The sequence below is a fragment of the Bradyrhizobium sp. S69 genome (assembly GCF_009766005.1).
Lineage (GTDB): Bacteria > Pseudomonadota > Alphaproteobacteria > Rhizobiales > Xanthobacteraceae > Bradyrhizobium.
Genome location: NZ_LMUK01000018.1, coordinates 10,261 through 25,405 on the forward strand (window position 1 = coordinate 10,261; position 15,145 = coordinate 25,405).

12 protein-coding genes and 1 pseudogene are annotated in these 15,145 nt (G+C 62.6%); 5 read left to right on the top strand and 8 right to left on the bottom strand.

The features are described from left to right. A partial coding sequence (locus GSQ88_RS05820) for a beta strand repeat-containing protein (RefSeq protein ID WP_283810669.1) occupies positions 1 to 2,586 on the bottom strand: 2,586 nt, incomplete at its 3' end. 1,158 nt (positions 2,587 to 3,744) lie between these two features. On the opposite strand from GSQ88_RS05820, the gene GSQ88_RS05825 reads away from it, so the two are divergent. Continuing rightward, positions 3,745 to 4,299 (top strand): site-specific integrase, encoded by a 555-nt coding sequence (locus tag GSQ88_RS05825; RefSeq protein ID WP_159006441.1) that lies wholly within the window; start codon positions 3,745 to 3,747, stop codon positions 4,297 to 4,299. A gap of 113 nt (positions 4,300 to 4,412) precedes the next feature. Here GSQ88_RS05825 and GSQ88_RS35180 read toward each other — a convergent pair. From GSQ88_RS35180 to GSQ88_RS05855, 6 genes and pseudogenes are all read right to left on the bottom strand, one after another. Further along, positions 4,413 to 4,505: pseudogene (locus GSQ88_RS35180) on the bottom strand (enoyl-CoA hydratase/isomerase family protein); the annotation flags it as partial. A gap of 27 nt (positions 4,506 to 4,532) precedes the next feature. Further along, positions 4,533 to 6,641 carry a molybdopterin oxidoreductase family protein gene (locus tag GSQ88_RS05835; RefSeq protein ID WP_159006442.1) on the bottom strand — a complete coding sequence of 703 codons (2,109 nt, stop codon included), beginning with the start codon at positions 6,639 to 6,641 and terminating at the stop codon, positions 4,533 to 4,535. Between the two features lie 84 nt (positions 6,642 to 6,725). After that, positions 6,726 to 7,481 (bottom strand): SDR family NAD(P)-dependent oxidoreductase, encoded by a 756-nt coding sequence (locus GSQ88_RS05840; RefSeq protein ID WP_159006443.1) that lies wholly within the window; start codon positions 7,479 to 7,481, stop codon positions 6,726 to 6,728. 19 nt (positions 7,482 to 7,500) lie between these two features. After that, positions 7,501 to 8,430, bottom strand: coding sequence for a glutathione S-transferase family protein (locus tag GSQ88_RS05845; RefSeq protein WP_159006444.1), 930 nt, complete (start codon positions 8,428 to 8,430; stop codon positions 7,501 to 7,503). Positions 8,431 to 8,460: 30 nt separating this feature from the next. Further along, entirely contained in the window at positions 8,461 to 9,834 is a 1,374-nt protein-coding gene (locus tag GSQ88_RS05850) for an MmgE/PrpD family protein (RefSeq protein WP_159006445.1), read from the bottom strand. Positions 9,835 to 9,915: 81 nt separating this feature from the next. Further along, positions 9,916 to 10,992, bottom strand: coding sequence for an ABC transporter substrate-binding protein (locus GSQ88_RS05855; protein ID WP_246735078.1), 1,077 nt, complete (start codon positions 10,990 to 10,992; stop codon positions 9,916 to 9,918). A 182-nt stretch (positions 10,993 to 11,174) separates the two neighbouring features. Between GSQ88_RS05855 and GSQ88_RS05860 the strand changes: the two genes are divergently transcribed. The 3 genes from GSQ88_RS05860 (at position 11,175) to GSQ88_RS05870 (ending at position 13,366) form a co-directional block, all read left to right on the top strand. After that, complete coding sequence (locus GSQ88_RS05860; RefSeq protein ID WP_159006446.1) at positions 11,175 to 11,561, top strand: YodC family protein; 387 nt, start codon at positions 11,175 to 11,177, stop codon at positions 11,559 to 11,561. 102 nt (positions 11,562 to 11,663) lie between these two features. Further along, on the top strand, positions 11,664 to 12,638 hold the full coding sequence (locus tag GSQ88_RS05865; protein WP_159006447.1) for a tripartite tricarboxylate transporter substrate binding protein: 975 nt from the start codon (positions 11,664 to 11,666) through the stop codon (positions 12,636 to 12,638). A 20-nt stretch (positions 12,639 to 12,658) separates the two neighbouring features. Further along, entirely contained in the window at positions 12,659 to 13,366 is a 708-nt protein-coding gene (locus GSQ88_RS05870; protein WP_159006448.1) for a molybdate ABC transporter substrate-binding protein, read from the top strand. Positions 13,367 to 13,391: 25 nt separating this feature from the next. Here the strand turns inward: GSQ88_RS05870 and GSQ88_RS05875 are convergent, their stop codons facing one another. Next, positions 13,392 to 14,198, bottom strand: a complete 807-nt coding sequence (locus GSQ88_RS05875) for an SDR family NAD(P)-dependent oxidoreductase (RefSeq protein ID WP_159006449.1) — start codon at positions 14,196 to 14,198, stop codon at positions 13,392 to 13,394. 94 nt (positions 14,199 to 14,292) lie between these two features. On the opposite strand from GSQ88_RS05875, the gene GSQ88_RS05880 reads away from it, so the two are divergent. Further along, positions 14,293 to 15,018, top strand: coding sequence for a GntR family transcriptional regulator (locus GSQ88_RS05880; RefSeq protein ID WP_246735079.1), 726 nt, complete (start codon positions 14,293 to 14,295; stop codon positions 15,016 to 15,018). Positions 15,019 to 15,145: the final 127 nt, after the last annotated feature.

Below are 15,145 nucleotides of genomic sequence, written 5' to 3' on the forward strand. Positions count from 1 at the left end.
GAGAATTGCCGTCCCGCCCACGACAGCGAAGCCGCCGGTATCGCCTACCGCGCCGAGCGTGCCGGAATAAACACCGTCGGCGGCGGTCAAAGTGAGCGTGTTGGCGCCGAGATTGACCTGCCCGGAGGTGGTCAACGAATCCAGCGCCTTGATCGACGTGCCGCCGCTCGCGGCGCTGATATCGAACGTGCCTTCGACTTCGACCCCGGAAGAGTGCGCGATCGCACCTGCGCCGCTGAGTGCCAGGGTGGTGCCAGCATCAACCGTCGTCGCGCCGGTATAGGTGTTAACGCCTGATAGCGTCAAGGTCGGCGTCACGGCCAGACCGGTACTGACCGAGACCTCGAGCGCGCCGGCGCCGGCAATCACGCCGCTGAAGGAGCCGGAATTGACCACCGTGGTGGCACTGGTGCCATTGCTCAGCTTGCCGGCGCCTTGCAGATTGAGGATCGTGGCACTGTTGCCGTTGAAGTCGAGTTGCGCGCCGCCGTCGATCTGCGTGGTGGCGGCATTCGCGGTCAGCGTGCCCAGGCCGCTGTTGCCGCTGCCGGCCTGCAGGATGCCGCCCGCGACTTCGAGTGTCGTCAGCGGCGGCCCAGCCATGATCGTGCTCGGAGCCAACACGATGGTACCGGTATCCGTCGTCGAACCGAATGTCGCGTTACCCCCAATTGATTGAAACGCCCCGGTGAGCGCGGCCGTCGTGCCTGAGGTCGCCGCGATCGTGCCTCCCGGCGTGCCGCCGATCTCGATGGCGTTGGTCAGCGTGCCGGATACCGCCAGTTCGAGCGTGCCGCCGGTGGTGACGCCGATGGCGCTGGTCCCCGCCGCATCAATGATTCCGCCGGTGGCGTGATCGAGCTGCAACGTACCGCCGAAAACCACGGTGCCGCCGGAATAGGTGTTGGCCCCCGCGAGAATCTGTGTCGAGCCACCAGACTTGGCGAGCATCAGCGTGTTGGTGCTGCCGTCGCTGATGGTGCCGGAGAACGTCGCGGTGACACCGCTCGCCGCACCGATTGTCAACGTCGCCGCCGAGCTGCCGCCGTTGGTCATGCTGCCCACGCCCGCCAGCGACAGAACCTGCTGGTTAAAACCACCGAGGTCGACGGTGCTGGCGGCGTTCACCGTCAGTGCCGAGTTGGCGCTGAACGCATTTGCCGAACCGCCTGCAAGAATGACGGAATTGGTTCCGTCGCCGATGATGGTGGCGCCTGAATAGGTGTTCGAGCCCGCCACGCCAGGGTTGAAAACAACGGTACCGCCGCCGGTGCTGCTGACAATGTTCAGCGTGCCCGCGGGAGAACCGGTGCCATTGGTGACGCTACCGGTCCACGTCAGGGTGCCATTGGTGGCATCGAGCGTGCCGCCGGTCGAGTTGATCTGCATGCCATTGCTGAACGCGAGGCTGTTGCCCGTCAGTTGCTGCAGCGTGCCGCCATCCAGCGTTAGCGTGCCCGTGCCGATGGAAGACGATGTGTTGGGAGTGGAGTTAGTCGCCACCACCGTAGTCCCGGTTCCTGAGATCGTGGTGCCCAGCGAAAAGGTATTCTGCCCCGATAACGTCAGTACGCCGCCACCATTGACGACAACCGCGCCCGGCGTCGTCGGACCGGTCGCATCCGTGATTGTCCCCGAAATGGTCTGCGGCGTACCGGGCGTGGTGGTGAAGGTGGGATCGCCGGCAACCGTAATGGCGTTGCCAATATTGACACCAATGCCGCTGACAAAGGACAGCGCCGTTCCGGCCGCCATCGACAAGGTGCCAGAGCCCAGCGCAGAGCTGTTGCCAACGGAGATCGTACCCGCCGTCAACGTGGTGCCGCCGGAATAGGTGTTGGCGCCGGTCAGCGTGAGCGTGCGGGTGGTATTGACACTGATCGAGCCGGGGCCGCCGGTCGCATCGCTGATAACGTTGGCAAGCGTCGCGCTGGCACCGTTCACCGGGCCCGGATCGATCGTCAGCGATCCGCTGATACCGATGCCGCCGGTCAGCGTGCCGGCCGTGGCACCCGACGACAGCGTCAGAAAATTGGTGCCTCCAGTGAACATGATCGCATTGGCGAGGGTTACGCCATCACCGCTCAGGCCGCCGCTGATGGTGCCATTGTTGGTGACGGTGAGGTTGGCGCCAACGATGCCAACGCCGCCGGAGCCGTTCGCGCCATTGCTAACACCGCTCACCCCACCGGCGCCGCCGGCGCCACCACTTAGGAGGCTTCCGGCCCCGACGTTGACTGATCCGCCGGCGAGAAAAACCGCGCCGGCCCCGCCGCTGCCCCCGGCGCCACCAAACCCATTTGAGCTCGTCCCGCCGACACCTCCGGCTCCGCCGATCCGCCGAATGGCGTTGATGAGGCTGTAGTCAGCATTAGCAGTGAACGAAAATTGAGCGCCGCCGGCGCCACCACCGCCGCCGCCGCCGGTGGTCTCGCCGCCGCCGCCAGCGCCACCGGCACTCGCTGTTAAATTGCCAACAGAGGTTACACTTGTAATGTCCACCGTAGCGTTGAACCCGCCACCACCGCCACCACCACCGTCTTGGGGATTGGCCCCAGGGGTGCCGGCGCCGCCTGGAGCGGCCAAGGAGGTCGACGCCAGTCCGCCTGCGGCACCGCCACTACCGGCGCCCCCTGCGCCTGGATTTCCGGCTGGCCCAACCACAACGCCCCCACTGCCACCGCCTCCGCCGCCGCCCCCACCAGCTGGATCGAAGATGCCCGCAGTTCCAGCGCCCCCTGGACCGGGTCCTAAATTGTCGGTGCCGCCCTCCCCGCCGGTGCCAAGGCCATTTACACCGCCGGCTCCGCCCGATCCGCCGTCTGCACGAGCTGGCGTCGCTAGCATCCAGGCTAAGAGAAGCGAGACGACAGGGAGGACCGTGCTACCGAGCAAGGAGCGGTGGTACCGCCCGTGATGGCTAAGTTCAGCATCTGATCTCAAAGTCACTTGTGTGCCTTGCTCGCAGCGGCAATATCGCTGCGCAAATGTCGAAGCCCACTCGACCCGGAAAGCAAGCCGCGACATCTTAAAACGGCTCGTTTTATCGCGCCTACCGTGAACTCAGCGTTTCAAGATATTTCCGCCGAATCTCGCATGCTGTGGCAATGCAGCCACAAGGTTGGCAGCGGCGCGGCGACCCGCTCGCTGGAGCGTAAAACGCATTGCGCAAGTTCAATCGCTACACCGGCACGGCGGCCGTTTCAGATCCGGTCCGCTGCGGAAGCATCGTCGGATTTGTGGCCTTTGACGAGCTTTCGAACGGCAACGACGTAGGAGCGCGCTGGACCGCACCACCTTGTTGGCGACCTTCAAGCATGCTCGGAGCAAGCTACGAGCATCAGCCAAACAGGCATCCCTATTGAGGTGCGCTCGAAGTGCTCCGATGCCCAATCGGCCAGCGGAGCCCTGCTGCGTCACGTGCGTCAAAAATGTTGCGTCACATGACTCAGCGCGTCAATTTTAAATTTGACGCAGCTGACGCACCTCTCCAGGGATGCAATTCGCTTGGATCGCGTGTTTCGTCAATCGCGAGCCGCTAATTACCCCACCGAAACTGATCCACTGCGTCAAATCATTGGTGACGCGACTCAGCGCGTCAAACTGATTCGGTCGGCTCGTAGGAGGTGCTCAAGCTGCGATACAGCGTTACGGCAACCTCGATAACCTGCAGTATGGTCGGCATCACTGAAGCGCTGGGAGGCCGCAAACAAGCTCGGATACTGCTCTGTCGGGACAGCCGCGTTGTTGACCTGGGAGTGGTTGCAGCGGCAAGAACACGTCTTCGGCGCCTTCGAAATCTCGCACTATCGGCCAAAAGAGCGGCCGAATAGCGTGAAAATCGTGCATCCGAAGAATGGCGAAGAAGCCTGGTGGCCCTTGTTCGACGAAACCGGCGAGCCCCTTTTCCCCGAATTGATGACGGAGCTCGATGCCATCAAGGAAACGATGGTTTCGGGTTTGGCCTTCCGGCGCGATCATGAGCATCGTAGGTCGCGTGCGCCGCTTCCATGGATTACGGAACGCAAGGATTTGCGTTATCTCCGAAGTGTCGTAAAAAAGATAGTCGCGGCAGCTGGGCTTCGAAGTGAACTATCATTTACCTCCTTCCGCCATGGTGGCTTCACCGAAGGTGCCGACAGCGATCTCACAGATGCTGAGTTGCGCGCCGCGGCCCGCCATCGATCCTCACAACAACTGCCAACCTATGCCAAGCGTACGCGTAGACAGCTTATCTCAGGCACCAAGAAGCGCCGTGTGGAGCGAACAAAAGCGACACTTGGTCGCGTGTTGGATTAATAACCCAACACGCGTCCTAGACTAGATCATTGATTCAGTTTGCGAGCTCTCCAAGGCTCAGTTGCGCGCTGGGTTAGCCGAGCTATTTGCCCGTCTGCATCAGGAACACGCCGATCCTCACTTCCGGCAGGCCGCTTTTCCGGCCGGTTGATCGTGATCCAGAACGCCTGCCCGCGATTTTCCAATAGGACGCTGTTGTCGGTCATGGCCCTGCTCTCCCGCTCAGCGGCGAATTAAGGCGTCGGAATCGCTGGAACGGCCTTCTTGACCCAGACCTTGTTGTCATGGAACGCCGCGCCGCCGACGGGGGCTACGGCCTCGGCACCGGTCAGCATATTGATGCCGCGCCCGCCGATATGGGTCTTGTTCGGGTGAACCGATTCCGCGATCAACACGCCACGCCGAACGCCTTCGAACAATTTCGCGATCAGCGTGGTCTCGCCGCGCGGATTACCGAGCGTCACGGCATCGCCCTCGGCGATATCGAGCGACGCAGCGTCGAGCGGATGGATCATCACGCTCGGTGCGCCCTCGCGGGCCTGCGACGATGGCGTTTCATTGAAGCTGGTGTTGAGGAAGCTGCGCGACGGGCTGGTCGCCAGCCGGAACGGATGGGCCTCATCGGCCTCCTCGATGGTTGCCCAATGGTCGGGCAGCGTCGGCATCTGATCCCAGGCGCCCATCATGCCAGCATTGCCGACCGGCACGTGGGCCCAATCGGCCTTGAAGTGGAATTTCTTGTCGGCATGCGCGAAGCCGTCGAGATAATGCGAGGTGCGGAAGTCCGGCTGCAGATCGCGCCACTTGTCGGCTTGAAGTTCTTCGATGCTGCCGCGGCCGCTCTTCTTCAAGGTGACGTCGATCAATTCGCGCGCCGACATCTCAAAGCCGGGATGCTCGGCCTTGAGGCGGCGGGCGAGACCGGCAAACACCTCGTGGTTGGAGCGGCATTCGCCGGGCGGCTCGATCAATTTGGCGCCGACGGAAATATGCTGGTGGCCGCCACCGTAATAGAGGTCGTCGTGTTCCATGAACATCGTCGCCGGCAGCACCAGGTCCGCCATCTGCGCGGTTTCGGTCATGAACTGCTCATGCACCACCGTGAACAGGTCGGGACGCGCAAAACCCTGGCGCACCAGCGCCTGCTCCGGCGCCACCGTCATCGGATTGGTGTTCTGGATCAGCATCGCCTTGACCGGCGGGCCACCCTTCAGCGCCGCCGCGTCGCCGGTCAGGATGCGCCCGATCTTGGACTGGTCGAGCACGCGGATCGACGGATCGATCGCCTCATGGGCTTCGATCACCGACTCGTCGAATTTCCAGATCGCGTAATTGTTGAAGAACGCGCCGCCGCCTTCGTGCTGCCAGGCGCCGGTGACCGCGGGAATGCACAGCGCCGCATGCATCTGCGCCGCGCCATTGCGGCTGCGGGTAAAACCATAGCCGAGACGAAAGAACGTGCGCTTGGTCTGCCCGACCGCGCGCGCGAACGCCTCGATCTCCGCCACCGGCACGCCCGAGATCGCGGACGCCCATTCCGGCGTGCGGGTCGCAAGATGCGCCTCGAGCTCGGCGGGGCAATCGGTGTAGCGTTCGAGATAATCGCGATCGGCATAGCCTTCGCGGAACAACACATGCATGACGCCGCAGGCGAACGCACCATCGGTGCCGGGGCGCAGCAGGATCTTGATGTCAGCCTGCTTCATGGTGTCGTTATTGTAGATATCGATCGCCGCGATCTTGGCGCCGCGTTCCTTGCGGGCGCGCGACGCATGCGTCATCACGTTGACCTGGGTGTTGACGGGGTTGGTGCCCCAGATCACGACGAGGTCGGAGACGCCCATCTCGCGCGGATCGACCCCGGAAACCCGGCCAGTGCCGGCAGCAAATCCCACCCGCGCGATGGTCGAACAGATAGTGCCGTAGAAGCGGGAATATTTCTTCACATGGGTCAGACGGTTGATGCCGTCCTTCATGATGAGGCCCATGGTGCCGGCGTAATAATAAGGCCACACCGCTTCCGAGCCGAATTCGCGCTCCGCCTGGTCGAAGCGTGCGGCGACCTCGTCCAGCGCGTCGTCCCAGGAGATACGCGCAAACTTGCCGGAGCCCTTGGGGCCGACCCGGAACTGCGGGTACATCAGCCGATCCGGATGGTGGATCCGCTCGGCATAGCGCGCGACCTTGGCGCAGACCACGCCGGCCGTATAGGTCTGGGCTTTGGAACCGCGGACACGGCCGATGGTCGATTTATCGATCACCTCGATATCGAGCGCGCAGGCCGACGGGCAATCATGCGGACAGGTGGAGTGCCTAATGTCGATCTTGGCGTGCTGGTTCATGCCACAATAGTTAGCATCAAAACCGAGGACGGCCAGCGCATTTATCCAGCAATCCTGCGCAAAACTGCGTACGGCGCATGCACCCTATGCGCCCAGATAAGCCCCGCCATTGGCGTGGATAGCCTGGCCATTGATGTGGCGCGCGCCGGGGCCGCACAGGAAGCGCACGGCGGCGGCCACCTGTTCCGGCGTGCCACGCTCGCCGGTGATGGTCTGATGGGTCAGATGATGCGCGGGCTCCGGCGTGTCCCTGGGGCGCGGCGTGCCGATCAGGCCGGGAACCACGCAATTCACGGTGATGCCGTCGGAAGCCAGATCGTGGGCCAAGGCACGGGTGAAACCGACGATCCCCGCCTTGGCCGTTACCACATGGGCGCGGTCCCTGGCGCCGGTGTGTGCGCTGAGGCCGCCAATATTGACGATGGTGCCGGCACCGGATCGGCGCAGCGCAGGCAGGCAGGCCTTCACGCAATGAAAGGTGCCGTCGAGGGTGACATCCATGATCTCACGCCATTCGGCATAGCTCATGTCGGCGAACGCCTTCTCGCGCCGCAGCGCGGCGTTGTTGACGAGAATATCGATGCGGCCGAAGTGCTTTACGGTCGCATCCGCCATCGCCTGCACAGCGTCCGCATCGGCGACATCGCCGAGATGGACCAGCGCGTTGCCGCCATGGGCCTCGATCTCGCGCGCGACGGCCTCGGCCTCGGCGCGGTTGCCGCGCACATTGACCACGACGGACGCGCCGCCCTCCGCCAGCGTCAGCGCGATCGCGCGGCCGATGTTGCGGCCGGCGCCGGTAACGATCGCAACCTTGCCGCCGAATTCCGTGGTGGTCATGTATCCTCTCCCGTTCCTGCTACGCCGCAATGCTCTTTTTGATCTGGAAGCCGAAGCGCGGGAAATGAACATGCAAAGTGCCGGCGCGAGGGTCGACGCGCCGGATCACGGATTCGGTATCCGACAATCCGATCAGCGTGCCCGCCACTGGATCGGTGCCGTAGTCGGTCGCGGCGACGGTGACGGCCTCGTTCGGCTCGAAGCCCTGGCCCGCAGCAACACCGGTCGGCGCATGAGTGGAGGCAGCCGCTGCAACCGCAATCGCATCGGTGCCGCTCATCTCCTGGTGGATGTGGTGACCAATGGCCAGGGTCCGGTCGAGCCAGGAGCTCAACGCCGGGTAATTACCGAGCAACGAGGCCACCGGCCCGGCGAGCCGAATAAACCAAAGGCAATGTGCGGCGGAGAAATCGGCGATGCATGGCGTCGCACCAAACAACCACGGCCCGCCTTCCGCGAGCTGCGCATCGATTGCCGACAGATGAACCTTCAACTGCGCGGTGCCGTCAGACAGCGTCGGGCGTGGCAAGGCGCCCCGCATCGCCGCGCGGTCGGAGGCAAATATCCTGACCTGCTCCGGCGACACGCCGGCCAGCACCGCCGGCGCACCGGCGGGCTGCATCGCCCACACCACCGACTCCAGAAACAAATGATTGTCGGCCCACTGCCCCAGTGGCACCGCCAGCGGAACATCGGCCGGATACAGCGCCGGCGTGGGCTGTCGTGCCTCCAACGCACGGGCGATCAATGCGGTGTCGCAGTAGATATCGGCGCCGATCTGCAGCACCGGTGTCTTGCGATAACCACCGGTCAGCGGGATCAAGTCCGGCTTGGGCATCACCGGCGGAATCAAAACCGAGCGCCAAGCCAACTGCTTGAAACCAAGGATCAGCCGTATTTTCTCGGAAAAGGGCGACATCGCGTAGTGATGCAGGATCAGCTCTGACATGGTTCCTCAATGTGCTGGATGCGATCGATGCTAGTTTCGCAATGGTCTCAAATCTATTCTGCCTTGATACAATCCTGCCAGCAGTTTCAGCGTCGCATCGCTTTGCGGCTTGTCCCAGCCGCCATGCGCGGCATTGAGCAGGAATTTATCGGTGACGTCCTGCCGCGTCAGCGGCTCCTGCGCACCGCCGCGCAAATGAGGCTGCCGCTGCTCGATCACGCTGCCGTCGTTCATCGTAGCCTTGATGTGGCCGGTGTAATTGGCCGGATAGGGATTGTCGGGATCGATGACGAATTTCACTTTCGCCGCCAACGCGAGCACGAGCGGATCGCCGATCGCAGCTTCGGTAAAGGCGCTCAAGCCGACGCCGCCGTGGACAAAACCGGTTGCCAAGAGATACGGCACCGCGAATTTGGCGGCATAGCCATTGCGCGGGCGCTGCTTGTCGGCGAGCGGCTCCCACAGCCGGTGCACCGTCCCCTCCGCGACCTCACAGACGATCTCGGCGATATCCTCCGACTTGACCCCGCGCGCAGCAAGGCTGCGGGCGCAATCGATATAGGGCTGCGCCATGGTCCCGCACGGATAAGGCTTGAACGCCAGCGTGTCCGTGACCCAGCGGCTGCCGAAATCGCCGGTCAGCGCGTCATAGTCGCCTGTCGTGGTATGCGCAAAACCGTGAAACAGCCCATGGACGCCCTCGAACACCGTGCGCGGACCGACGAAGCCCTGGCGCGCCAGCAACGCCGCCCGGATCCCCGATTGCGCCGCCCATCCCGCGTGCAGCCGCTTGGTCCAGGCGCCCTCCGCGAGATATTCGATGATGCCGCCGGCCATGCTGCCGGCGATGCCGAACGCATCGACGATTTGCGCGGCGTTCAATCCGAGCGCGGTGCCGACACCGGCGGCCGCACCCATCGCACCGAAGATCGCGGTCGGGTGAAACCCCGCTTTGTGGACCGCCTTCGGCACCACCAGACTCAACCGGCACAGCACCTCGGTGCCGACCGCGATGCCGAGCTGTGCCATACGGCCGTCGGGTTGATGGCGTTCGCACGCGGCGAGCACTGCGGGCACGATCACCGCGCCGGCATGCACCGGACCGCCCTCGAACGTGTCGTCGAAATCTTCGCCATGCGCCGCGGTGCCGTTGACGAAGGCCGCGCCCGAGGCGTTAAGCGTTCGCGCGTGGCCGATCACGGTGCAGGGGCCGTCATCGTCCCAGCCGGTCAGGGCGCTTGCGATGTAGTCCTGGTTGCGCGCCGTGACGCACAAGCCAACCACGTCGATCAGCAAATCCTCGCATTTGCGCGCGGTTGTCGCCGGCAGGTCGCCCGCCTTCAGCGCCACGATCTTGCGAGCCAAGGTCTCGGCGACGGAAATTTTCGGCAGTTCCGATGTCATGTTCGCTCGTTCTCGAGGGGCAGGTGTTCTGAGGATCAGGCGCTTGAAGGATCAAACACGGGGGAATCAGGATCGGGCAAATCAGACATGAAATATCTTGCTGTAGCGGCTCTTGATCGCCCCGCTCACTTTTTCGACCGCCGCGGCATCGTCCTTCATGGTCTTGATATCCTTGAACGGCGTCCGTCCCGGCTTCTCCCGGGTTTCCGGATGCACCGAACGCAGGCCGCCGGTATCGATGATCAATTGCTGCGCCTCGCGGCCGAAGCAGAACGACTGAAACAATTTCGCCGCGTTCGGATTGGGCGAGCCCTTGAAGATACCGTTCGGACCGATGATCAACGGCGAGCCTTCGCTGGCGTAAACCGGCTCGACCGGACGGCCGGCCTCCTTCATCTGCAAAATATTGTACTCATTGCCGTCGGCCATCACGGCGCGTTCCCCGAGATCGAGCTTCTTCGGCGGATCGGCCGACGACTGCACCTGCATGATGTTCTGTTTCGCGAGCTGCTCGAAATAATTCCAGCCGAGATCACGCTGCATCTGGTAGGTCGCGGTCATGATGGTTCCGCTATAACCGGGATGCGCTTTCACGATCTTGCCCTTCCATTTGGGATCGAGCAAATCGGCAAAACTCTTCGGCGCGTCTTCGGCCTTCACCAGGCTGGTGTTGTAGGCGATGATGCTGAGCCAGACGCGCCAGCTCGCAAACTGGCCGTCCACGTCCTTGTGCTCGGGTGGATAGAATTTCGCAACATCCTCCGGCACGTATGGCGCCAGGATGCCGTCGCGCTTCCAGACGATGAAATGCGCGGCGTCCGACGAATTCACTACGTCGACCGCGTGAATGTTGCTGGAATATTCCTGTCCGATGCGCTGGAACACGCGCTCCGCACCGGTGCGTTCGACCCTCACGGCAATGCCCGGATATTTCGCCTCGAACGCCTTCGCCAGCCGTTCGGCGACCGGCAGATCGGTCGAGGTGTAATAGATGACTTGCCCCTCTTTGTTCGCCGCCGCGATCAGATCCGGTGTGACCGGTTCGGCCGGCGGCGCAGCCGCGACGACGCGGGTCGAGAACGCCGCGCCGGCGAGTAACACACCTGATGCCCTCAGCAAATGGCGGCGGGATAATGTCCGATGTTTCATTTCACGCATTCGATCCGCTCGCAAACTCAAGTCCGGTACACCCGATGCTACCTTTTATTCCGATGATGGCCCCTTAGCCTATCGTCGACTAGGTCTAATGCCTGCCAACGGGGGATGAAGCAAAGCTGCCGGTTTGCTATTGTTGCGATGCAACCACATTTGATTCGTTTGATTTTTCGAGGATCTCGGCCATGGCTGTCTTCAAATCAGGCGACCTCGTGGTGCTCAAATCTGGCGGGCCGACCATGACGGTCGATACGGTCAACACCGACATTTTCGACGACGACAAGATAACAGGTATCCTTTGTGCGTGGTTCGTCGGGCAAAGGCTCGAGCGTGTTCGGTTCGATCCAGACGCCGTCCAACCAGCCGCCGCACGCGAAGTATCCCGCGATATCCCGCAAACCGAACCTTGCCTGGACGCCGCAGAAGATTACAGTTTGGTGCTGGACAACATGGTCGGCGCGATGAATACGCCGACCGATGATAATCCGATTGATCCCGTCAAAGCGGCGAAATCAGCGCCGAGGCGCCAAAAAGGCGCGGCGAGAGCCGACATTCCAAAAAATACCCACTAACTCAGCATCTGCCCACTGGCGCTGCTCACGGCCTTTTATTCCGATCTTGGTCCGGAAGCTTTCATCTGAGAATAACAACATACCGATAGAGGGAGTGGGAACGTGGGGTCAAAGTTCGCGCTGGCATTGACCGTAGCTCTGCTGGCGACACCTCTCTTCTGCTCGCAGACACCGGCGCAGGATTATCCGACCCGGCCGGTTCGGATCATCGTTCCCTTTGGAGCTGGGGGTCCCGCCGATGTCACCGCCCGCCTGATCGGCAACAGTCTGCAGCAAGGCCTCGGTCAGCCTTTCGTGATCGAGAACCATACCGGCGCAGGCGGCGTGATCGGCACACTCGAAGCGGTTAGATCGACGCCGGACGGCTATACGCTGCTGATGATATCGAACACGCAAACCACGAATGAATCGCTGGTGCCGCAGCGCAAATATGAATTGATGCGCGATCTGGTTCCGATCGCGCCGGTCAATTATTCCGACCTTGTCATTGCCGTGAACCCGCAGGTTCCGGCCAAAACGCTGCGGGAATTCATCGCGCTGGCCAAAGCGCAGCCAGGAAAACTGAACTATGCCTCCGCCGGCCAGGGCACGCCCTATCACATGGCCGCCGAGTTGCTGAAGAGCATGGCCGGGATCGATGTCGTGCACGTGCCCTATCGCAACAGCGGCGATGCCCGTAGCGCCGTCATCGGCGGCCAGGTCCAGATGATGATCGACGCGGTGACGACCATGGCACCCAATGTCGGCGCCGGTCAGGTACGAGCGCTCGCCACCACCGGCAAGACACGCTCCGGCGCGCTGCCTGACGTGCCGACCGTGACGGAGGCCGGCGTCGCCGGATACGAGGCCACGATCTGGCTCGGACTGATGGCACCGGCAGGCACGCCAAAACCGATCATCGACAAGCTCAACGCGGCAGTGAATACAATTGTGAAGCGGCCGGACGTGGTCAAGCTCTGGGCCGAACAAGGCGCGCTTCCGATGTCGATGACGCCGGAGGAGTTCGATCAATATCTGCGCGGCGACATCGTGAAATGGGCTGATGTCGTGAAGCAATTCGCCGACAAGCCGCAATGAGCTGCTACGAAAGGGACCTCATGAACGCGTTGAATATTCTCAGCGGCGGCGCCGCGCAGGGCCTGGTCGGAAGCCTCGCCGCAAAATTCAAGGCGCTGACCGGCCTCGATATCGACGGCGAGTTCGGTGCGGTCGGTGCCATGGCCGACAAATTGCGCCAGGGCATGCCCACCGACATCGTCATCCTGACCGCGGCACTCGTCGCGAAACTCGCGGACGAAAATTTGGTAGTCCGCGCCTCTATCATGGATGTCGGCCTGGTCGAGACCGCGCTCGCGGTACGCTCAGCCGATCCGCGGGTCGAGGTGACCGACGCATCTGCGCTGCGCGCGGCATTTCTCGCCGCCGACGCGATCTACGTGCCGGATACCAAGGCGTCGACGGCTGGAATCCACGTCGCGAAAGTGCTGGAGCAATTGGGGATATCGGATGAAGTCGCAGCGCGGTTGAAGATCTATCCAAATGGAGCAACCGCCATGCGCCATTTGGCGGCGTCCGGCGCCTCAAGGCCCATTGGCTGCACCCAGTCGACCGAAATCATCAGCACGAAAGGCGTGCTGCTGTCGGGCTCGTTGCCCAAAGGATACGATCTCGCGACCATGTATACCGCAGCCGGAACGACGACGGCTGCCCATACGCGAGAGGCACAGGCGTTGATTGATTTGCTGATCGGCGCCGATCAGCAGGAATTGCGCGTCGCGGCGGGCTTTCTCGATGGCCGCGACTAGCCATGCCCCATTTGGGCGGCCGCGCCTATTTGGCCAATTGCGTCAGGCCGGTCGGCGGCCCGTCGATTCCGGTCCAACCACCATCGACAAACAAGGTGCTGCCACTGACGTAGCTCGCGGCGTCCGAGGCCAGATAGGCGACGGCGGTCGCAACTTCGTCAGGATGGCTCCAGCGATTGAGCACGGTATGCCCGGCATAAAGGTTGTAGATTTCGGGCCGCTCCGTGATCGGCCGCGTCAGCGCGGTCTCGGTGATGCTCGGCGCAATCGCATTGACGCGCACCCCGAACCGTCCGACCTCGGATGCAAAGCCTTTTACCAGCAGACCGATCGCAGCCTTGGTCGAACCATAGACGGCAAGCCCGGGTTCGATGGTGACAGCACGGACCGACGAGCACGCGATCAGGCTGCCGCCCTGCTGCTTGGTCATGATGCGGCCAAAAGCCTGGAAGAACCGCACCGTGCCCTTGAGGTTGAGGTTGATGACGCGCTCGAGATCTTCCTCGGTGTAATCGAGGATGGTCTTGCGGATATTCAGTCCCGGTGTCGTGACCGCAATATCGACGCGAGGAAACTTCTGCATCGCGGTGGCCGCGAGTGCTGTGACATCCGAAGCACTGGACGCGTCGCAATTCGCTGAAACCGCCAAGCCACCGTTTGCCCGGATGCCGGCGGCTGTCGCCTCCGCACCATCGGCCGCCAGATCGGCGCACATCACGTCAGCGCCGAGCGATGCCAGCGCCTCAGCCGAGGATTTTCCGATGCCCGAGGCCGCGCCGAGCACCACCGCGGTCTTCCCGGTGAGGTCGAAAAGCTTGCGATAGTCCGTCACGCACGAGGCTCCCTTTCGGCTGCGATTATCATTGCCAAGAACGCTTTATATACTAATATATCAATTCGGCTTGCGAGCAAATATGCCAACGCGCATGACACACAAGATAGAGGCGCGCTCCGTGACGGGCGGCCAGCGGCGTATCGGCCGGCCCCGCGGAGCGACGGCCGCCTCGAAGATCTATACCGATCTGCGAACCGAGCTGTTGTCGCTGCAAAGGCGCCCCGGCGAAGCCATTTCCGAGGCGGAAATAGCACTCTCTTATGGGGTGAGCCGGACGCCGGTTCGCGAAGCCATCCTGAAATTATCGGACGAGGGCCTGCTGGAGATATTTCCCCAGTCGGGCATCATCGTTTCGCGCATTCCAATGGCGGCATTGCCGGAAGCGATCATCATCCGCAAGGCATTGGAAGAAACCACCGCGCGGCTCGCGGCCGAACGCGCCACCGCCAGCCAGATTCTGGTCCTGCGCGCCATCCTGGAACGTCAGCGCGAGGCCGAGGCCGCCAGGGATAGTGGCGCCTTCCATCAGGCGGACGAGGTGTTTCACGGCACCATCGCGGAAATCGCTGGACATCCCGGAATCTGGAAGCTGATCCAGCAGGTGAAAGTACATGTCGACCGCTACCGGCGGCTGACGCTGCCGCAAATCGGACGGATCACCCAAGTGATCGCGGAGCACGAGGCGATCCTGGCTGCGATCGAGGCCCGTGACGGCTCCGGTGCGGGGATCGCCATGGACCGTCATCTCGAAGGGCTTCTCGGCAGTATCACCGCCACGCAAAGCTTAAACCCGGAGTTCTTCGACGAACCAGGCTGATTAAGACTGACTGACAAAAAAGAAAAAGGACGCGGCTGCGAACAAAAGCCGCGCCAAGAGACGCATCAGGAAGATGCAAGGGAGGTAAGCATGAGCCGTATTTTGGATTGTCCGTCCTCGATTGGGT